The 18,669-nt window shown below is 68.9% G+C and carries 19 protein-coding genes and 1 other RNA gene; 16 read left to right on the plus strand and 4 right to left on the minus strand.

Features of this window, described 5'->3' with window-relative positions:
- The first annotated feature begins 5 nt into the window (after positions 1–5).
- Genes AC3WT6_RS04355 through ygiD form a run of 6 tightly spaced genes read left to right on the plus strand, consistent with a single transcriptional unit; the run spans position 6 to position 4,399 of the window.
- The gene (locus tag AC3WT6_RS04355) at positions 6–947 is read left to right on the plus strand and encodes an ABC transporter ATP-binding protein (RefSeq protein ID WP_492652338.1); all 942 of its coding nucleotides are present in this window, start codon (positions 6–8) and stop codon (positions 945–947) included.
- A complete protein-coding gene (locus AC3WT6_RS04360; protein ID WP_492652339.1) occupies positions 944–1,714 on the plus strand; it encodes an ABC transporter permease in 771 nt (256 codons plus the stop codon). Before AC3WT6_RS04355 ends, AC3WT6_RS04360 begins: the two co-directional genes overlap by 4 nt.
- 29 nt (positions 1,715–1,743) lie before the next feature.
- The gene (locus AC3WT6_RS04365) at positions 1,744–1,962 is read left to right on the plus strand and encodes a BolA family protein (protein ID WP_492652845.1); all 219 of its coding nucleotides are present in this window, start codon (positions 1,744–1,746) and stop codon (positions 1,960–1,962) included.
- Positions 1,962–3,227 carry a UDP-N-acetylglucosamine 1-carboxyvinyltransferase gene (murA, locus tag AC3WT6_RS04370; protein WP_492652340.1) on the plus strand — a complete coding sequence of 422 codons (1,266 nt, stop codon included), beginning with the start codon at positions 1,962–1,964 and terminating at the stop codon, positions 3,225–3,227. The genes AC3WT6_RS04365 and murA overlap by 1 nt, the downstream gene beginning before the upstream one ends.
- Before the next feature lie 15 nt (positions 3,228–3,242).
- Positions 3,243–3,551 (plus strand): Rdx family protein, encoded by a 309-nt coding sequence (locus AC3WT6_RS04375; RefSeq protein WP_492652341.1) that lies wholly within the window; start codon positions 3,243–3,245, stop codon positions 3,549–3,551.
- Between the two features lie 44 nt (positions 3,552–3,595).
- Entirely contained in the window at positions 3,596–4,399 is an 804-nt protein-coding gene (gene ygiD / locus AC3WT6_RS04380; RefSeq protein ID WP_492652342.1) for a 4,5-DOPA-extradiol-dioxygenase, read from the plus strand.
- Here ygiD and AC3WT6_RS04385 read toward each other — a convergent pair.
- Complete coding sequence (locus AC3WT6_RS04385) at positions 4,390–5,040, minus strand: glutathione S-transferase family protein (RefSeq protein WP_492652343.1); 651 nt, start codon at positions 5,038–5,040, stop codon at positions 4,390–4,392. The genes ygiD and AC3WT6_RS04385 overlap by 10 nt on opposite strands.
- A gap of 137 nt (positions 5,041–5,177) precedes the next feature.
- Here AC3WT6_RS04385 and hisG point away from each other — a divergent pair, with 137 nt between their 5' ends.
- Both hisG and hisD read left to right on the plus strand, forming a co-directional pair.
- Complete coding sequence (hisG, locus tag AC3WT6_RS04390) at positions 5,178–5,813, plus strand: ATP phosphoribosyltransferase (protein ID WP_492652344.1); 636 nt, start codon at positions 5,178–5,180, stop codon at positions 5,811–5,813.
- A complete protein-coding gene (gene hisD, locus AC3WT6_RS04395; RefSeq protein ID WP_492652345.1) occupies positions 5,806–7,110 on the plus strand; it encodes a histidinol dehydrogenase in 1,305 nt (434 codons plus the stop codon). Before hisG ends, hisD begins: the two co-directional genes overlap by 8 nt.
- A 3-nt stretch (positions 7,111–7,113) precedes the next feature.
- On the opposite strand, the gene AC3WT6_RS04400 is transcribed toward hisD, so the two are convergent.
- The 3 genes from AC3WT6_RS04400 to AC3WT6_RS04410 are packed head-to-tail and all read right to left on the minus strand — an operon-like array spanning position 7,114 to position 10,123.
- Positions 7,114–8,826 (minus strand): hypothetical protein, encoded by a 1,713-nt coding sequence (locus AC3WT6_RS04400; RefSeq protein ID WP_492652346.1) that lies wholly within the window; start codon positions 8,824–8,826, stop codon positions 7,114–7,116.
- A gap of 50 nt (positions 8,827–8,876) precedes the next feature.
- Entirely contained in the window at positions 8,877–9,644 is a 768-nt protein-coding gene (locus tag AC3WT6_RS04405; protein ID WP_492652347.1) for an ABC transporter substrate-binding protein, read from the minus strand.
- Positions 9,645–9,652: 8 nt separating this feature from the next.
- Complete coding sequence (locus AC3WT6_RS04410; protein ID WP_492652348.1) at positions 9,653–10,123, minus strand: SRPBCC family protein; 471 nt, start codon at positions 10,121–10,123, stop codon at positions 9,653–9,655.
- A 61-nt stretch (positions 10,124–10,184) separates the two neighbouring features.
- Here AC3WT6_RS04410 and rnpB point away from each other — a divergent pair.
- From rnpB to mraY, 8 genes are all read left to right on the plus strand, one after another.
- Positions 10,185–10,581, plus strand: an RNA gene (gene rnpB / locus AC3WT6_RS04415) — RNase P RNA component class A.
- A 382-nt stretch (positions 10,582–10,963) separates the two neighbouring features.
- Complete coding sequence (locus AC3WT6_RS04420; protein WP_492652349.1) at positions 10,964–11,395, plus strand: division/cell wall cluster transcriptional repressor MraZ; 432 nt, start codon at positions 10,964–10,966, stop codon at positions 11,393–11,395.
- 63 nt (positions 11,396–11,458) lie between these two features.
- Positions 11,459–12,403, plus strand: coding sequence for a 16S rRNA (cytosine(1402)-N(4))-methyltransferase RsmH (gene rsmH, locus AC3WT6_RS04425; protein ID WP_492652846.1), 945 nt, complete (start codon positions 11,459–11,461; stop codon positions 12,401–12,403).
- The gene (ftsL, locus tag AC3WT6_RS04430) at positions 12,400–12,735 is read left to right on the plus strand and encodes a cell division protein FtsL (protein WP_492652350.1); all 336 of its coding nucleotides are present in this window, start codon (positions 12,400–12,402) and stop codon (positions 12,733–12,735) included. The genes rsmH and ftsL overlap by 4 nt, the downstream gene beginning before the upstream one ends.
- Positions 12,732–14,549 (plus strand): peptidoglycan D,D-transpeptidase FtsI family protein, encoded by a 1,818-nt coding sequence (locus tag AC3WT6_RS04435; protein WP_492652351.1) that lies wholly within the window; start codon positions 12,732–12,734, stop codon positions 14,547–14,549. The genes ftsL and AC3WT6_RS04435 overlap by 4 nt, the downstream gene beginning before the upstream one ends.
- Entirely contained in the window at positions 14,546–16,051 is a 1,506-nt protein-coding gene (locus AC3WT6_RS04440) for a UDP-N-acetylmuramoyl-L-alanyl-D-glutamate--2,6-diaminopimelate ligase (protein WP_492652352.1), read from the plus strand. The genes AC3WT6_RS04435 and AC3WT6_RS04440 overlap by 4 nt, the downstream gene beginning before the upstream one ends.
- Positions 16,048–17,424, plus strand: a complete 1,377-nt coding sequence (locus tag AC3WT6_RS04445) for a UDP-N-acetylmuramoyl-tripeptide--D-alanyl-D-alanine ligase (RefSeq protein WP_492652353.1) — start codon at positions 16,048–16,050, stop codon at positions 17,422–17,424. Before AC3WT6_RS04440 ends, AC3WT6_RS04445 begins: the two co-directional genes overlap by 4 nt.
- Positions 17,425–18,510 (plus strand): phospho-N-acetylmuramoyl-pentapeptide-transferase, encoded by a 1,086-nt coding sequence (gene mraY, locus AC3WT6_RS04450; protein WP_492652354.1) that lies wholly within the window; start codon positions 17,425–17,427, stop codon positions 18,508–18,510.
- Positions 18,511–18,669 lie beyond the last annotated feature (159 nt).

Consider the following 18,669-nt stretch of genomic DNA (forward strand, 5'->3'; position numbering starts at 1 on the left):
CCGAAATGAATACCCCCTCCCCGGACGCGCTCGTCATCGACGAGGTCCGCAAATCCTATGGTTCGCTGCAGGCGCTCAAGGGCGTCAGCTTCAGCATCCGGCGCGGCGAGTTCTTCGGCCTGCTCGGCCCCAACGGCGCTGGCAAGTCGACGCTGATCAGCATCATCGCCGGCCTCACCCGCGCCAGTTCCGGCCGGGTCACAGTGCTGGGCCACGACACCGTGGCGGACTTCCGCACCGCCCGCCGGCAGCTCGGCGTGGTGCCGCAGGAGCTGGTGTTCGACCCCTTCTTCAACGTTGTCGACATGTTGCGCATCCAGGCCGGCTATTACGGCTGTGGCGAGGAGGTCTGGCCCTGGATCGACGAGATGCTGGAGCGGCTCGACCTCAAGGCCAAGCGCGGCGCCTCGATGCGCGCGCTGTCCGGTGGCATGAAGCGCCGCGTGCTGATCGCCCAGGCGCTGGTGCACAAGCCGCCGGTGGTGATCCTCGACGAGCCCACCGCCGGCGTCGATGTCGAGCTGCGCCGCACCCTGTGGAGCTTCATGCGCGACCTGCACTCGCAGGGCACGACCGTGGTGCTGACCACCCACTATCTCGAAGAGGCGCAGGAGATGTGCAGCCGCATCGCCATCCTCGACAAGGGCGAGGTCAAGGCGCTGGAGCCCACCGCGCAGTTGCTGGCGCGCCATCCCTTCCGCTTCCTAAGGCTCAAGCTCGCCAACGGTGGCCTGCTGCCAGAGAGCCTGCGTGGCCTCGTCGCCAGCGAGGCCGGGGGCGTGGTCGAGTTGAAGCTGGACGTGAAGGCCAACCCCATCGGCGGCGTGTTCGATGCCCTGCGCAATGCCGGCCTCGCCATCGAGGATGTGCACACCCGCGAGCCGGATCTGGAAGACATCTTCATCGAATTGACGCGTGGTGACGCGTCGCCGGAGCCGACTAGGTGAGCCCTGACCAGCGTGGCTTCAGCACCCTGCTGAAGAAGGAAATCATGCGCTTCTGGGCGGTGCTGGCGCAGACCGTCACCGCGCCGGTGATCACCGCGCTGCTCTACCTGCTGGTGTTCGCGCAGGCGCTGCAGGGGCGCAGCGTCAACGGCTACGACGGCTTGAGCTACACGGAATTTTTGGTGCCGGGCCTGGTGATGATGACGGTGATCCAGAACGCCTTCGCCAACACCTCCTCCTCGCTGATCCAGAGCAAGGTGATGGGCAACATCGTGTTCACCCTGATGGCGCCGCTGGGGCCGCTGGACTGGTTCGGTGCCTACGTGATCGCCGCGCTGGTGCGCTCGGTGCTGGTGGCGCTGGCGATGCTGGCGGTGACCTGGTTCTTCGTGCCCCTGCCGGTGCGCGAGCCGGGCGCGCTGCTGGCGGTGTTCACGCTGTCCGCCGCCACCCTGGCGGCGCTGGGCCTGATCGCCGGCATCCTGGCGCAGAAGTTCGACCACATCGCCGCCTTCACCAATTTCTTCATCACGCCGCTGTCCTTCCTTTCCGGCGTGTTCTACTCGGTGCATTCGCTGCCGCCGTTCTGGTTCACGGCCAGCCATTTCAATCCCTTTTTCTACATGATCGACGGCTTCCGCTACGGCTTCTTCGGCCAGGCCGACGTGCCCATCTTCCAGAGCCTGCTGTGGATCACCGGCGCCTTCGTGGCGGTGTCCTCGGTGGCGTTGTGGATGCTGGTGACCGGCTACAAGATGCGTCGCTGAGAGTCCGCCGGGAGCCCTAACCAACCATGATGACCAAAGAACAGATTCAGGCGCTGATCCAGGCCGGCCTGCCGGACGCGCAGGTGGCGGTGAGCGGCGACGACGGCCAGCACTTCGAGGCCGAAGTGGTCTCTGCCCAGTTCGCCGGCAAGATGCCGGTGGCGCAGCACCGCCTGGTCTACGCCGCGCTCGGCGACAAGATGGGTCGCGAGATCCACGCCCTCAAGCTCAAGACCCGGACGCCCTGATGGACAAGTTCATTGTTGCCGGCAACGGCCCCTTGATGGGCGAAGTTGCCGCCAGCGGCGCCAAGAACGCCGCCCTGCCCATCCTCTGCGCGGCCCTGCTGTCGGACGCGCCGCTGCACTTGAGCAACGTGCCCAAGCTCTGGGACATCAACACCACCAAGAAGCTGCTGTCGCAGATGGGGGTGAAAGTGGAACAGACCGGCGAGCACGAGATCAGTCTCGATGCCAAGCCGATCACTACCCACATCGCGCCCTACGAGCTGGTGCGCACCATGCGCGCCTCCATCCTGGTGCTGGGGCCGCTGGTGGCGGCGCGCGGCGAGGCGCACGTCTCGCTGCCCGGCGGCTGCGCCATCGGCGCGCGGCCGGTGGATCTGCACCTGATGGGTTTGAAGGCCATGGGCGCCGAAATCACCCTGGAAGGTGGCTTCGTGCACGCCAAGGCGGCGAAGCTCAAGGGCGCCCGCATCGTCTTCGACACCGTTACCGTTACCGGCACCGAAAACCTGATGATGGCCGCCACCCTCGCCGACGGCGAGACGGTGCTGGAGAACGCCGCCCGCGAGCCGGAAGTGGTCGATCTCGCCAAGTGCCTGCGCGCCATGGGCGCGAAGATCGAGGGCGAGGGCACCACCACCATCCGCATCCAGGGCGTGAAGGCGCTGCACGAAGCGAGTCACGCGGTGCTGCCCGACCGCATCGAGACCGGCACCTTCCTGGTCGCCGGTGCGGCGACGCGGGGCAAGGTGCGGGTCACGCGCACCGATCCGGCGATGCTCGACGCCGTGCTGGTCAAGCTGCAGCAGGCCGGTGCCGTGGTGCGCACCGGCACCGACTTCATCGAGGTCGACATGCAGGGGCGGCGTCCGCAGGCGGTCAACATCCACACCATGCCGCACCCGGGCTTTCCTACCGACATGCAGGCGCAGTTCATGGCGCTCAACTGCCTGGCCGAAGGCGTCGGCGTGATCAAGGAAACCATCTTCGAGAACCGCTTCATGCACGCGCAGGAGCTGATCCGCCTCGGCGCCGAGATCCGCATTGACGGGCACACCGCGATCACCACCGGCAAGGACCGTCTCGCCGCCGCGCCGATCATGGCCACCGACCTGCGTGCCTCGGCGGCGCTGGTCATCGCCGCGATGATGGCCGACGGTGAAACCGTGATCGACCGCGTTTACCACATGGACCGCGGCTACGAGGACATCGAGGGCAAGTTCAGCGCCCTGGGCGCCAAGATCAAGCGGGTCGGCAAGCAGTTCTAGGCTGCCGAGCGGGCCATGTCCGACCTCGCCCAGCCCCGCCCTCGTGTCGAGATCGAGTACTGCACCCAGTGCCGCTGGCTGCTGCGCGCCGGCTGGGTCGCGCAGGAGCTGCTGACCACCTTCGCCGAGGATCTGGGCGAGGTGGCGCTGAAACCCGGGCAGGGCGGGGTGTTCCGCGTGCGGCTGGATGGCGAGCTGCTTTGCGACCGCAAGGCCGATGGCGGTTTCCCTGATCTGGCGGTGCTCAAGCAGCGCCTGCGCGACCGCATCGCGCCGGAACGCGATCTGGGTCATAGCGAGCGCAAGCCGGCCGCTGAAATCTGAGCGCGCGCCCCCAGCTTGGGTTAGTCCGATCCCGAGGAAGCCTTATGTCCCAGTCCGCCGCCATCATGCCCGCGCTGTTCATCGGCCACGGTTCGCCGATGAATGCCCTGGAGCGCAATGCCTACACCGAAGCCTGGCGGGCGCTGGGTGAATCGCTGCCGCGACCGAAGGCGGTGCTGTGCATTTCCGCCCATTGGCTGACCCGAGGGCTGGCGGTCACCGCCATGCCGCAGCCGCGCACCATCCACGACTTCGGCGGCTTCCCGCGCGAACTGTTCGCGGTGCAGTACCCGGCACCGGGCGCGCCGGCACTGGCGGCCCGCGTGGCCGAACTGCTGGCACCGCTGCCCGTGGCGCAGGATCAGTCCTGGGGACTGGACCACGGCGCTTGGTCGGTACTGGTGCACCTGTTCCCGGATGCCGAGGTGCCAGTGCTGCAACTGAGCCTCGACGCCAGCCAGCCGGAAGCCTTCCACTACGCGCTGGGCCAGAAGCTGGCTGCGCTGCGCGAAGAAGGCGTGCTGATCCTTGGCAGCGGCAACGTTGTGCACAACCTGCGCACGCTCAACTGGCAGGGCGGTGCGGCCTACGGCTGGGCCGCGCAGTTCAACGACTGGGCGCGGGCAGGGATCGTGTCAGGGGACCACCCGGCGCTGATCGACTGGCGCAGTCAGGGCGAGGCCGGCCGGCTATCGGTGCCCACCACCGAGCACTACTGGCCGCTGCTGCCGGTGCTGGGCGCACAGCGCCCCGGCGAGACGGCGGAGATCGTCGTCGATGGCATCGAGATGGGCTCGATCAGCATGCTGGCGGTGCGCGTGGGCGCGCGGGCCGCGCCTCAGGCGTAGGGTTCGCTGGCCTCGATGCGCTCGGTTTCCTGCAGCGCGGCGGTGTACCACTCCTGCAAGGCCGGCAGGCTGCGCATGGTTTCCACGTACTCGTCGCTGACTTCGGAGAGCGGCACCTGGTAGGTGACAAAGCGCGTCACCACCGGCGCAAAAAAGGCGTCGGCGGCGCTGAACTCGCCGAACAGATACGGGCCTTCCAGCCCATGGCGCCGGCGGCAGTCCTCCCAGATTTCATCGATGCGGGCGATGTCGGCGAGCACCGCTGGCGTCTGGCCCTTGCCGGGATGCGAGGCGCGGCAGTTCATCGGCATGTGGCTGCGCAGGGCGGTGAAGCCGGAGTGCATTTCGGCGCAGACGCTGCGCGCATGGGCGCGCGCCTCGGTGTCTCGCGGCCAGACCGCGACGCCCGGGTACTGCTCGGCGAGGTATTCGATGATCGCCAGGGAGTCCCATACCACTAGCTCGCCGTCGTGCAGCACCGGCACCCGGCCGGAGGGGGCGTGCTGCAGCAGCCGGGATTTGGAGTCTTCCCGGTAGAGCGGGACCAGCTCCTCCTCAAAGGGGAGATCCAGCGCCCGCATCAGCAGCCAGGGGCGCAGCGACCAGGACGAGTAGTTCTTGTTGCCGATCACCAGTTTCATGCCGGACTCCAGACTCTGCCGTGGCCTCAGTGTAAGGACCGCAAGGGCCGTGCCGAGGGTTTATAGGCGGAGTTTATGACGGCGACGTCGCAGGGTGATGAGACTTTCCGGGGCCAGCTACCTAAAATGCGCGCGCCATGAACTCCGCCAACGTCGTCACCATCGCCCTCTCCAAGGGCCGCATCCTCGAGGAATCGCTGCCGCTGCTGTCGGCCCTGGGCCTGGAGCCGGCCGGCGACATCGACCGCCTGCTGCGGGTGCCGAGCAAGGCGGCGGACGTGCAGTTCCTGATCATCCGCCCCACTGATGTGCCCACCTATGTGGAATACGGCGCGGCCGACATGGGCATCGTCGGCAAGGACATCCTGATGGAGCACGGCGGCGCCGCGCTCTACGAGCCGCTGGATCTCAACATCGCCCGCTGCCGGCTCTCGGTGGCCGCGCCCAAGGGCTATGTGCCGCAGCCGGGCAAGCGCCTCAGGGTGGCGACCAAGTATCCGGAAATCACCAAACGCCACTACGCCGCGCGCGGCGAGCAGGTGGAGATCATCAAGCTCTACGGCTCGATGGAGCTGGCGCCGTTGGTGGGCCTGTCGGACGTGATCGTCGATCTGGTCGCCACCGGCAAGACCCTGCTCGCCAATGGCCTGGTCGAGATCGAGCAGATCGGCCCGGTGACCTCGCGGCTGGTGGTCAACAAGGCCTCGATGAAGATGAAGCACGCGCGCATCCGCGAGCTGCTGGCGCAGTTCGAGGCCGCGGTCCGTGGCTGAAGCGGTCGCCATCCGCCGGCTCGACAGCGCCGAGGCGGGTTTCGAGGCGGCGTTCACGGCGTTGCTCGACCGCGCGCCCGAGTCCGCGCCGGACGTCGCTGCGCGCACTGCCGAGATCGTCGAGGCGATCCGCCTGCGTGGTGATGCCGCACTGGTGGAATACACCTCCCGCTTTGACCGCCGCGCGCTGGCCGGCGCCGCCGAGCTGGAGCTGCCGAAGGCGGCGCTGCAGGCGGCCTGGGAGGGCCTGGCGCCGACGTTGAAGCAGGCGCTGGAAGCCGCCGCCGCGCGCATCCGCGCCTATGCCGAGCGGCAGAAGATCGCCGAGTGGAGCTTCGAGGACGAGCACGGCAATACCCTCGGCCAGCGGGTCACCGCGCTGGACCGCGCCGGGCTCTACGTGCCGGGCGGCAAGGCGGCATATCCCTCCAGCGTGCTGATGAACGCCATCCCGGCCAAGGTCGCCGGCGTCGGCGAGCTGGTGATGGTCACCCCCACGCCGGGCGGCGAAGCCAATGCCACGGTGCTGGCGGCGGCGCATCTCGCTGGCGTGGACCGCGTCTTCACCATCGGCGGCGCGCAGGCCGTGGCCGCCCTGGCCTACGGCACCGATACGGTGCCTGCGGTGGACAAGATCTTTGGCCCCGGCAACGCCTATGTCGCTGCCGCCAAGCGCCTGGTGTTCGGCCGCGTCGGCATCGACGCCATCGCCGGGCCCTCGGAGATCCTAGTGATCTGCGACGGGGCGACCGATCCGGCCTGGATCGCCATGGACCTGTTCAGTCAGGCCGAGCACGACGAGGACGCGCAGTCCATCCTGCTGTCGCCGGACGCCGCTTTCCTCGACGCCGTGCAGGCGGCGCTGGATGCGCGCATTGCCGAGTTGCCGCGCGCCGAGATTGCCCGCGCCGCCCTGCGCGAGCGCGGCGCCCTGGTGCGGGTGCGCGATCTCGCCGAGGCGGCCTCGCTGGCCAACCGCGTCGCCGCCGAGCATCTGGAGCTCTCGGTGGCCGAGCCCGAGGCGCTGCTGCCGCTGATCCGCCACGCCGGCGCGATCTTCCTGGGCCGGCACACGCCGGAAGCCTTCGGCGATTACTGCGCCGGCCCCAACCACGTGCTGCCGACCAGCCGCGCCGCGCGCTTTTCCAATCCGCTGGGCGTGTACGAGTTCCAGAAGCGCACCAGCCTGATCCGCTGCACGCCCGCGGGTGCCAAGCCGCTGGCGCGCATCGCTGGCGCGCTCGCCGATGCCGAGGGCCTGCAGGCGCACGCCGCCAGCGCCCGCGACCGCGGCTAGATCCTAGAGCAGACAGAGCGGCGGCTGGCGGCCGTCTTCCTGCTGCGCCAGCAGGATCGCCAGCACAGTGCCCGGGTCGACCAGCGGTGGCTGGGTGAGTGCGCCCAGCAGATCTCCCACTTCGCGCGACAGCGTCCAGCAGGCCTGGGCGATGCGGACTTGCCCCAGCGTCGCGTACAGCTCGGTCTCCAGCACCGGCCGCTCGGCGAAGTGCTTGCTCAGGAAGGCCTGCACCGCCGCCGAGCGCTGGCCGCGGGTCTGCCAGAGCTGCTCGGGGACTTTCACCGCCGCGCGGTAATAGCGTGGGTAGAGGTCCAGGCCGCGCGCCCGGCGTTCCTGGCGCAGGCCATCGGTGCTGTGCAGTTCCAGGTCCACCGCTTCGCCGGCGACATCCACGCGCAGCCTGGCCGGTGAGCAATAGGGGTTGAAGTCGAGCAGTTCGGCGGAATAGCCGTCGAGACTGCCCTGATACTGATAGTCCTCCGCCTTGCCACGATGTGGTTGCGGCAGGGGCAGCAGGCGCCCTTGCAGGGGTTCGCCGGTGGCGACGAAGCGCCAGGCGCGGGCTTCGGTATCGGCCAGGTCCTTCTCCCAGTAGCCGCTGTTGCCGGCGGCATCCAGGCCTTCGACGCGCATCAGGCGATGCTCGCTGCCGGGCGGCAGCTTGCGCAGGCTGATGCGGTCGGTGATACGCCCCGGCACCCGCGGATGCTGTACCCAGCCGGGCGGCGGCAACTGGATCTTCGGCTGTGCCAGCTCGCGCTGATCCTGCCAACTGTAGTCGAGGAAGACGGCGTTGCCGCCGGAAACGTCGAACTCGTAGAGGCGGGTGTAAATCTCGCCGTCGGCGGCGACCACCATCGCGGTCGAACCGCTGCCGCTTAGGCCCGCCATCACCGTGGTGCCGCGCTCGGGGCCGCAGACCTCGCGGCTTTCGTCCATCGGCAGCCAGGGGTCGAGATAGGTGATGCGGAGTCTATCGCCGCGCAGCAGGAAGACATTGAGGATCCCGGCCGGCGCCTGCTGGTAACCGCCGCCGTCGATGAAGTACTCGTCGCTGCCGGTGAAATGGCTGGTGGCCCAGTCGCGTACGTCGTCGAAGATCCAGCCGCCGAGATCGGTCCAGAAGAACGGTCCCCAGCGCCGGGTCCAGCCACCGGCGCCGATGGCGCCATTGGCGTAGTCGAGGGTGTAGATCTGCCGCGCCTGATTCAGCGCCAGCAGCACGCTGCCGTCGGCGGAGATCTCGCTCACCTGGCCGTCCAGGCAGCGCGGCAGCAGCAAGGCCCGCCAGGGTTCGCTGATACCGGTGGTCTCGCGGTTGGCCTTGAGATAGATGCGGCCTTCGTGCACGGCGTAGTAGTGCTCGCCGTCGTAGGACTGCTGGCGGCCGCGCAGATGCACCAGCTCAGGCAGTTCGCGGGCGACTTCCGGTGTGGCTTCGTCGCCACCTTCTAGCGGGCTGTACTGCTCCGCGTCGAGTAGCGAGGGGGTCAGTAGGCCGGTGGTGCCGGCGTACTCCTCCAGGCAGAGCGGGTCGGGGATGGTGCGGACGCCGGGAACGCGGGCTTCCAGCGTCGGCTCCGCGCGTTCGGCGAGTTCGGCGGGGCCCTCGCCAGCGGCGCCGCCGTTGCCGGAGTCGCAGGCGACCAGCCAGAGGCTGGAGGCCAGCAGCAGCGGACCCAGATGCCGATGCCAGCTCAGGGGCGAAGCCATGGACGCGAAGCCGGCCCCAGGGTGCTTGGGAATAGTCATGATTTCGGGAGTTACTGGATGTATTGCTCGATCAGGCGGCGCAGCGCGTGGTAGCCCTGGACGAGACGCGGCCCGGGGCGGCCGAGGAATTCCTCGCTGATGGCGTGGATCTGTCCGTCGCGCACCGCCGGCACGGCCTGCCAGCCCGGGCGTCGCCGCACCAGCTCGGCGCGATAGTTCTCCACCTTCACGCCGCACCAGCTCATCACCACCAGCTCTGGCGCCGCCTCGAGGATTTCCGCCTCGCTCAGCGGGCTGCTCTTGCCGGGGCGCTGGCCCCAGGGATTGTCACCGCCGGCGAGTTCGATCAGCTCGGTCGCCCAGGAGTCGCGCGTCGGCGCGATCACCGGCTTCGGCCACCATTCCAGCAGCACGCGCGGGCGGCGGCCGCGCGGCGGGTGGGGCTTCAGCTCCTCGTGCATACGTGCCACCAAGCGGCGGCCGTCGTCGGCGCGGCCGATAGCCTCGGCGATGCGGCCGATGTCGGCATAGACATCGGCGAGGCGCAGGGGCTCGCAGACCAGGGTGCGTAGCCCGGCGGCCTCCAGGGCCTGCACCAGCGGGTCGTGGCCGGGCAGGGTGCGCGAGGTCAGCACCAAATCGGGTTTCAGCGCCACGGTGGCGGCGATGTCCAGCGACAGGTCGCGACCCAGCTTCGGCAAGTCGGCGACAACTTTGCTGGGATGGTCGGAGTCGGCGTCGACGCCCACCAGCAGTTCCGCCGCCCCCAGGGCGCAGACGATCTCGGTGTTCGAGCAGGTGTGCGAGACGATCCGCACGACAGCGTTCAGAGCGCGCCGAACTCGTTCTCGATGCGGTTGAGGCCGCCGGAGATCAGGCTGTGCAGCAGCAGGGCGAGGGCGCCGCCGGTGCCGGGGATGCGCGGTTCGAAGCGGATCGTGTAGTCCACCTGGGTGCCGCCCGGCACGTCGCGGAACTCGATCTGGCCGAGGTGGTTCTTCAGCGGGCTGCCGCGGCTGATGCGGTATTCGATCCGCTTGCCGGGCTCGAAGCCGACGATGGTTTCCTCGAAGGCACTGGGGCCGAAGCCAAGGCGGCGCACCGAGCCGACACCATCGGGGTTGCCGGGCTCGGTGCTGGTCTTGATCCGGCGCAGGGCGCCGAGCTTGACGCCGGTGGGGCCGCCCATTGCGGCGCCGAAGCGTTCGTGACTGGCGAACAGCGCGAACACCTTGCTGCGCGGCGCCGAGAATTGACGGCTGAAGCGCAGGCTGCGCTGGGATTTCTTCTGCCCCATGTGGATCTCCTCCGGATCGTTGTCGGCCCTTGGTCTGCGCCAATGGGCGATAATGCTTGCGGGAGCCGGTCAGACAACCGCCGCCGTGATGTACACGGGGGAGGAAAGTCCGGGCTCCGCAGGGCAGTGTGCCAGTTAACGGCTGGGCGGCGCGAGCCGACGGAAAGTGCAACAGAGAGCAAACCGCCGATGGCCTCGCAAGAGGATCAGGCAAGGGTGAAACGGTGCGGTAAGAGCGCACCGCGAGTCTGGCAACAGACCGGCACGGCAAACCCCACACGGAGCAAGGCCAAATAGGGAAGGAGCTGCCGCAAGGCAGCAGGCGTGGCCCACGTCCCTTCCGGGTAGGCTGCTGGAACCCACCGGTGACGGTGGGTCTAGAGGAATGGTTGTCCCGGCCGTCGTCGCGCAAGCGGCGGCGGTTATGACAGAACCCGGCTTATAGACCGGCTCCCACTTTTTTCTGGCTGCCCTGGTGCGCCGACCCCTGCCGGGGTCGGCTCCAGGCTGGTCATTTGCGCAAAAAGCGCCCAGCTGCGGCTGGGCTGCGTGGCTCGATCGGGAGCGATGGCGGGCGGCTACCGCCGGTCGCCAAAATCCAAATTAAGTCCGCTCAGCCGGCGTTCAGATTCCGATTTGTTTTTAATCTTTAACATTAAGAATGCATTGCAAGTAATTGATTTAAAACAAGACTGAAAAACAAATGATGAGCTTGAGCTAAGTCATTGCCGGCAAACAAAATTTTGCTGTAAATCGCTTGCGGAAGTGGTTGAAAGTGGGATAATCGCCCATGAAAGGGAGTGAAATGGAGCTACCGGGGCTCCACTCTCCGCCGGGGCGATGACGATGTTTTCGGGCAACCACGCGGTGACGATCGACGACAAGGGGCGCATGGCCGTCCCGGCTCGTTTTCGTGCGCCGCTGCTGTCCGAGGCGCAGGGCCAGCTGACCATCACCCGCACGCCCGAAGGCGTAAGGCTGTACCCGCAGCCGGTGTTCGAGCACATCGCCAAGAACGTCATCCCCGCCCATCCCGACCTGAAGCAGCGCGCCGCCCTGCGCCTGCGCTTCGTCGGCGAGGCGATGGCGATCGAGATGGATGCCCAGGGCCGCGTGCTGGTGCCGGGCCAGTACCGCGCCGAGCTGGGCTCCTCGGCGGTGCTGGTGGGCCAGGTCGATTACTTCGTGCTGTACAGCGAAGCCGACTGGGCGGCGCGCAAGAGCGCGGTCGCCGATGACTACTCTGCCGCGTTCGCGGCGCTCGACGTCTGATGCGCGCGCGCCATGGACGGAGCCAGCTTTCCCCACGCGACCACGCCGGGGGCCAATAGCGATATGTACGCGCACCGGCCGGTGATGCTCGACGAGGCGCTCACCGGCCTCGGTGTCGCTGCGCGTCCGCAAGGCCTTTATGTGGACGGCACCTTCGGCCGCGGCGGCCACTCCGGCGCCATCCTCGATGCGCTGCGCGGCGGCAGCCTGCATGCCTTTGACCAGGATCCGGAGGCCGAGGCCTGCGCGCGTGCCGACTTCGCCGGGCGTCCCGGCTTTCATTTCCACGCCCGCAATTTTTCCGCCCTGGCCGAGGTCGCGGCGGCGGAAGGCTTTGTCGGCAAGGTCGACGGCATCCTGCTCGACCTGGGTGTCTCCAGTCCGCAGTTCGACGATGCCGAGCGCGGCTTCTCGTTTTCCCACGACGGCCCGCTGGACATGCGCATGAATCCGCGCGCCGGCTTGTCGGCCGCCGAATGGCTGGCGCGCGCGAAGGAAGAGGAGATCGCCGACGTGCTGTTTCTCTACGGCGAGGAGCGCAACAGCCGGCGCATTGCCAAGAAGCTGGTGGAAACCCGCGTAGAGACGCCGATCACCCGCACCGCCCAGTTGGCAGCGCTGATCGCCTCGGTGCCGGGCCCGCGCAGCCACAAGATCAATCCGGCGACGCGCAGCTTCCAGGCCATCCGCATCTACATCAACGGCGAGCTGGAGGTGTTGCAGCAGGTGCTCCAGGCCAGCCTCGCGGTGCTGGCACCCGGCGGCCGGCTGGCGGTGATCAGCTTCCACTCGCTGGAAGACCGCATCGTCAAGCAGTTCATCCGCGACCACGCCGGCCCGCGCCTGGCGCGCGACAAGTACGCCCATTTGAAGGAAGCGCCGGCGGCTTCCAGCGCGCCGCTGCGCGAGCTGGAGCGGGTGTTCCCCAGCGCCGCCGAGTGCGCCCGCAACCCTCGCGCGCGCAGCGCCGTGCTGCGCTTGGCCGAGCGCACCGAGGTGCCGGCATGAGCGCGCCGATGACCCGGCGGCTGCCGCCGCGCAATGCCCCGGCCGGCGGCGGCCTGATGCTGCCGCTGCTGCTGACCATCGCTGCCCTGGTGTCGGCGGTCTGGGTGGTGCAGATCAAGCACGGCAATCGCGCGCTGACCACCGAACAGAGCCGCCTGCGCGACGAGGCCGACCGGCTGGAAGTGGAGTGGTCGCAGCTGCAGCTGGAGGAAGCCGCGCACAGCAGCCACGCGCGCATCGAGCAGATCGCCCGCGAGCAGCTGAAGATGATCGAGCCGCGCGAGACGGTGATGGTGCCGGCGCGTGCCTCGGCCGCCGGAGTCGCGCCGTGAGCACCACCACCAGTCGGCGCTCGACTCCGCCCGGAGTGCAGCCGGTCTCGCCCTGGCGCCGTCAGGCGGTGCTCGGCCTGCTCGCTGTCGCCTCGCTGGCGGTGCTCGGTCGCGCCTTCTATTTGCAGGTGCTGGACCGCGAGTTCCTGGTCACCGAGGGCGACAAGCGCCACATCCGCACGGTCGAGCTGATTGGCCACCGCGGCGCCATCCTCGACCGCAATGGCCAGCCGCTGGCGCTGTCGGCGCCGGTGGATTCGCTGTGGGCGGTGCCTTCGGAGCTACTGACGCCGGAGGCCGCGCCCTACCGCGAGGCGCTGGCGCAGCTCCTGGAGCGCAAGCCCAGGGAGTTCGAGAAGTTCCTCAAGGCGCAGGGCGAGAAGAAGTTCGTCTACCTGCTCAAGAACCAGAACCCGGAAGTGGTCGCCCGCCTGCTGAAGATCAAGGCGCCGGGCGTGTTCGCCGAGCGCGGCTATTCGCGCTATTACCCGGCAGGCGAGGTGGTAGGCCAGGTGGTCGGCTTCTGCGGCACCGAGGGCCATGGTCTGGAGGGTCTGGAGAAGGCCCACGACGGCATGCTGGAAGGCGAGAAGGGCTTCCGTCGGGTGATCCGCTCGCGCGACGGCCGCATCGTCGAGGACGGCGGCAGCGAGAAGGCCGCGCGCGCCGGTGCCGATCTGCAACTGACCCTGGACCTGCGCCTGCAATACCTCGCCTACCGCGAGCTGGCGGCGGCGGTGGAGCGCAACAAGGCCAGCGGCGGCATGATCGTGGTCGCCGATGTGCAGACCGGCGACATCCTGGCGGTCGCCGCCCAGCCGGCCTACAACCCCAACAATCCGGAAGACCGCAAGGTCGGCCTGCGCAACCGCGCGATCACCGACCGCCTGGAGCCGGGCTCCACCATCAAGCCACTGATGGTGGCGCAGGCGCTGGAGACCGGCGCCTACACCGCCAGCAGCCTGATCGACACCGGCAACGGCGAACTGGCGGTCGGCCCCTGGACCGTGCACGACGTGCACGCCGAGGGCGTGGTCGATCTCGCCAAGCTGCTCGCCAAGTCCAGCAATGTCGGCGCCGCGATCATGGGTCTGAAGATGGGGCCGGAGGCGCTGTGGACCGGCTACCAGAACTTCGGCATCGGCGAGCCGATCCAGCTCGGCTTCCCCGGCGAGGTCACCGGCACCCTGCGCCTGCCGCAGAAATGGCGGCAGTCCGATACCGCCGCCGCCGCCTATGGCTATGGCGTGTCGATGAGCGCCCTGCATCTGGTGCGCGCCTATGCTGGCCTCGCCAATGGCGGTCTGCTGCCGCAGCTCTCGCTGCTCAAGCGCGACCACCTGCCGCCGCCGCGCCGGGCGGTCAGCGCCCGCAGCGCCGATCAGGTGCTGGCGATGCTGCGCGGCGTGGTCAGCATCGACGGCACCGCCATCAAGGCGGCGGTGCCCGGTTACAGCGTCGCCGGCAAGACCGGCACCGTGCGCAAGCTCAAGGCCAGCGGCGGCTACGAAGACCGCCGGCACTGGTCGGCCTTCGTCGGAATGCTGCCGGCGCAGTCGCCGCGGCTGGTCGGCCTGGTGTTCGTCGACGAGCCCACCGCCGGCCAGTACTACGGCGGCAAGGTGGCCGCGCCGGTGTTCTCGGCGGTGATGGGCGGTGCTGCCCGCCTGCTGCAAATCCCCCAGGACCAGCCGGCGACCGATGTCCCGGCGCAGACCGTGGCCCTGCCGCCGCCGGTCGCGGCGACGCCCGAGCCGCGCGCCGAAGGCGCTGCGGACGCTGGCCAGAGCGCTGCATTGGGGGCGCGCGCATGAGCCGCCTGCTGAAGGACCTGCTGGTCGGCCTGGCACCGGCGCCTAGCGACAATCCGGAGCTGGAAGTCACCGGCGTCGAGACCGACTCCCGTCGCGTCGAGCCGGGCGATGCCTTCCTGGCGGTGAAGGGTGTCGCCGGCCACGGGCTGGCGCATGTTGAGACCGCGCTGGCGCGCGGCGCCACGGCGGTGGTCTGGGAGCCGGCGCCCGGCATCGCCGAACCGGCCGAGCTGCCGGTGCCGCAGGTGGCGGTGCCCGGCCTGTCGCGCCGCGTTGGCGAGATCGCCGCGCGCTTCTACCGCGAGCCGGCACGCCGGCTGTTCACCGTCGGCGTCACCGGCACCGACGGCAAGACCTCCAGCGCCTATCTGGTCGCGCAGGGTCTGGAAGCCCTGGCTGACAGCTGCGCCTACCTGGGCACGATTGGTTTTGGCCGCCTGGGCGCGCTGCGCGAGGCCAGCCACACCACGCCCGACCCGATCCGCCTGCAGGAACTGCTGGCCGGCTTCGTCGCCGAGGGTGTCCAGGCCTGCGCGATGGAAGTTTCCAGCCACGCGCTGGATCAGGCGCGCGTCTCCGGCATCGGCTACGACGTCGCCATCCTCACCAATGTCACTCGCGACCATCTCGACTACCACGGCACCGTCGAGGCCTACGCGACGGCCAAGCGCCGGCTGTTCAGCGACTACTGCCGCGGCATGGCCGTACTCAACCGCGACGACGCCAGCGGCGCCGCCTGGGCGGCCGAACTGCTCGCCGAGGGTCGTGCGGTGATGGTCTATGGGCTGGAAGGCGAGACACCCAAGGCGGGCCATTACCTGCTCGGCCGCGCGCTGCAGCTGTCCAGCCAGGGGCTGGCGATGGACATCGATAGCAGCTGGGGCAAAGGCCGGCTGGAGACGCGCCTGCTCGGCCGCTTCAATGCCTACAACCTGCTGGCCGCGCTCGCCGCGCTGCTGCATCGCGGCGCGAGCCTGCCGGATGCGCTGAAGGCGATGGCGAAGGTGCACACCGTGCCCGGCCGCATCGAGGGCTATCGCGGCCCGGCCGCCAAGCCGCTGGTGGTGGTCGACTACGCCCACACGCCGGAAGCGCTGGAACAGATCCTCAAGGCGGTACGCGCCCACACTGCCGGCCGGCTGATCTGCGTGTTCGGCTGCGGCGGCGACCGTGATCGCGGCAAGCGGCCGTTGATGGGTGCCGCCGCCGTGCGTGGCGCCGACCTCGTGATCGTCACCGACGACAATCCGCGCAGCGAGGACCCGGCGGCCATCGTCGAAGACATCCTCGCCGGCACTCGCCTTACGCCTTACGCCGCACGCCTCAGGGCGGTGATCCACGACCGCGCCGACGCAATCCGCGCCGCCGTTGCCGAAGCCGGCGCCGAAGACGTGGTGGTGGTCGCCGGCAAGGGCCACGAGACCACCCAGACCTACGGCCGGGACGTGCGCGTGTTCAGCGACCGCGCCTTCGTCGCGCAACTTGTCGGGGTGGCGCCATGAGCATGGAGCGCCTCTCCGACGCCGCCCGCCGCCTCGGCGTGCCCTTGCAGGGCGAAGACGCGCTGTTCTCCCGCGTGGTCACCGATACCCGCGCGCTCAAGCCGGGCGATCTGTTCGTGGCCCTGGTCGGCGAACATCACGATGCCCATGACTTCCTCGCCGAAGCCGCCGCCAAGGGCGCGGTCGGCGCGTTGGTGTCGCGGCCGGTCGATGTGCCCATCGCGCAACTGCTGGTGCCCGACACCCTGGCGGCGCTGCAGCGCTATGCCGCCAGCTGGCGGCGGCACTTCGGTGGGCCAGTGATCGGCGTCACCGGCAGCAATGGCAAGACCACCACCAAGCAGCTGCTGGCGGCGGTGTTCGCGGCACGCGGCCCGGTGCTCTACACCGAGGGCAATCTCAACAACCACATCGGCGTGCCGCTGACGCTGTGCCGGCTAAGCCGCGAGCACCGCACGGCGGTGATCGAGATGGGCGCCAACCACGCCGGCGAGATCGCCGCGCTGGCCAAGCTCGCGCGTCCTGGCGTCGGCATCGTCACCCAGGCTGGCGACGCCCATCTGGAAGGTTTTGGCTCCCGCGAGGGGGTGGCGCGCGCCAAGGGCGAGATGTTCGCCGCGCTCAATGCCGGCATCGCCATCATCAACGCCGACGATGCCTACGCGCAGCTCTGGGGCCGGATGGCGGGCGACAACCGCATCGTCAGCTTCGGCTTTGCCGGCCACGCCGATGTACGCGCCGAGGACCTGGTCGCCGGCCCCGAAGGCAGCCGCTTCACCCTGCTGACGCCCGCCGGCGCGGCGCCGGTGACACTGCCCTTGCCCGGTCGCCACAACGTCGCCAACGCGCTGGCCGCCGCCGCCGCTGGCTACGCGCTGGGCCTCGAGCCGGCGGTCATCGCCGCCGGGCTGGCCGGGGTCGAGGCGCCGAAGGGCCGGGTGGTGATCAAGCGCCACGCCAGTGGCGCCCGGCTGATCGACGACACCTACAACGCCAACCCCACCTCGCTGAACGCGGCGATGGAGCTGCTGGCGCGCGAGCCGGGCGAGCGCCTGCTGGTGCTGGGCGACATGGCCGAGCTGGGCCCGGAGGCCGCGCGCCTGCATGCCGAGGCGGGTCGCCGCGCCCGTGCGCTGGGCCTGGACGGCCTGCTGACGCTGGGGCCGCTGTCGGCCGAGGCGGCCAAGGCCTATGGCACCGGCGCGCAGGCCTACAACGACCTCGACGCTCTCATTGCCGCGCTGCGCGGCCGGCTTGGCGCCGGCAGCACCGCCCTGATCAAAGGCTCCCGCTCAGCCCGCATGGAGCGGGTGGTCGCCGCCCTCTTGGAACAAGACAACAGCGGCGCCAAGAACGCCGCGGAGACGCACTAAATGCTCTATCACCTCGCGCAATGGCTGCAGGCGGACTACTCCTTCCTGCGGCTGTTCAACTACCTCACCGTGCGGGCGGTGCTGGGCATCCTCACCGCGCTGATCTTCAGCTTCGTGTTCGGGCCGCTGTTGATCGAGCGGCTCTACCAGTTCAAGTTCGGCCAGCCGATCCGCGACGATGGCCCGGCCTCGCATCTGAAAAAGACCGGCACGCCGACCATGGGTGGCCTCTTGATCCTGGCGGCGATCACGGTGGCGACCCTGCTCTGGGCCAATCTGACCAACAAGTTCGTCTGGTTCGCGCTGGCGGTGACCCTGGCCTTCGGCGCGGTGGGCTTCGCCGACGACTACATCAAGATCAAGCACAAGAACCCCAAGGGCCTGATCGCGCGCAAGAAGTACTTCTGGCTGTCGCTGACCGGCTTCTCGGTGTCGCTGGCGATCTACCTCACCGCCAAGACGCCGGTCGAGACCGCGCTGATCGTGCCCTTTTTGAAGGACGTGTCGATCCCGCTCGGGGTGTTCTTCGTGGTCTGGACCTATCTGGTCATCGTCGGCAGCTCCAATGCCGTCAACCTCACCGACGGCCTCGATGGCCTGGCGATCATGCCGACCGTGCTGGTCGCCTCGGCGCTGGCGGTGTTCGCCTACTGCACCGGCAATGTGAAGTTCGCGCAGTACCTGGGCATCCCCTACATCGCCGGCGTCGGCGAGCTGGCGGTGTTCTGCACCGCGATCGCCGGTGCCGGCCTGGGCTTTCTGTGGTTCAACGCCTACCCGGCGCAGGTGTTCATGGGCGATGTCGGCGCGCTGGCGCTGGGCGCGGCGCTGGGCGTGGTGGCGGTGTTGGTCCGCCAGGAGCTGGTGCTGGCGATCATGGGCGGCGTGTTCGTGGTCGAGACCGTCTCGGTCGCGCTGCAGGTCGGCTACTTCAAGTACTCGGGCGGCAAGCGCATCTTCCGCATGGCGCCGCTGCACCACCACTACGAACTGAAAGGCTGGGCCGAGCCGAAGATCATCGTTCGCTTCTGGATCATCACGCTGATTCTCGTGCTGATCGGCCTTTCCACCTTGAAGATCCGCTGATGAGCGCGCTCTTCGGGGTGAGGGCGGGCGCTACGCGCCCTGTGAGGGCGCTCGCGCTTCGCACTCGCTGTGAGGGCGCTCGCGCTGACGCGCTCGCTGTGAGGGAGAAGCGCGATGTCGCCGCCGGCACTTTCGACGCTTCTCCCTCACAGCGCCGCA

The organism is Stagnimonas sp. FW305-C-60 (assembly GCF_058782965.1).